This is a genomic window from Stieleria mannarensis (assembly GCF_014154935.1).
In the GTDB taxonomy this organism is placed as follows: domain Bacteria; phylum Planctomycetota; class Planctomycetia; order Pirellulales; family Pirellulaceae; genus Stieleria; species Stieleria mannarensis.
Map to the genome: position 1 here is coordinate 1 of NZ_JACEHH010000193.1, position 678 is coordinate 678.

General features: G+C 49.0%; 1 protein-coding gene. It reads left to right on the top strand.

The window, feature by feature from the left end:
• Positions 1 to 678 (top strand): pentapeptide repeat-containing protein (locus H1B37_RS33025; RefSeq protein WP_182871524.1); only part of this gene is annotated, 678 nt, incomplete at both ends.

Here is a 678-nt window from a genome sequence, read left to right on the forward strand (position 1 = left end):
GATTTTCAGATGTATCGACTTGTTCGAGTATCTGGGAAGGGTATTCGGTTCGACAATGTCGACTTCCGATACACGATTGTTGATACATGCTACTTTCGGAACTGTGTATTCAATAATTGTGACTTCACTGGGTGCCGTTTCATCGCATCGAACTTTCGCGGAGCAACGTTCGAAGGCTGCAAGTTTGAATACGCCGTCTTTGAACGAACTGAAATTCCGCCGAAAGTCCTGAGCACGAATTGCCCCGGCTATGACAACCTAACGCTTGATTTCGCTCGGAAACTGCGGAAAAACTATGAGTCGCTTGGCGAAAAAGAAGCCTCTGACAAGGCATTTTCGGTGGAGCTCGCCGCGACGCGGCGATACCTGTACAAAGCGTCTTTTTCTGGAGAGTCCTATTACCGCAGCAAATACAAAGGATTCGATCGCTTCAGGTTGATTTGGAAATGGATAGGATTCTGGTTTACGGATCTGGTGCTTGGAAATGGGCAAAAGGTTTCGCGCCCATTTCTCGTTGTGCTCCTTTCACTGGTGTGCGTCACGCTTTTTGATTTTGCATGGACGAGTCCCCGTACAGCAGGCAGTCTCTGGCGGTCTTTGATCGAAAGCCCCGCAATATTTTTTGGGATCGCTACCCCGGCGACGTACCCGCACCTTATAGCTGTCTTCATCTACGTG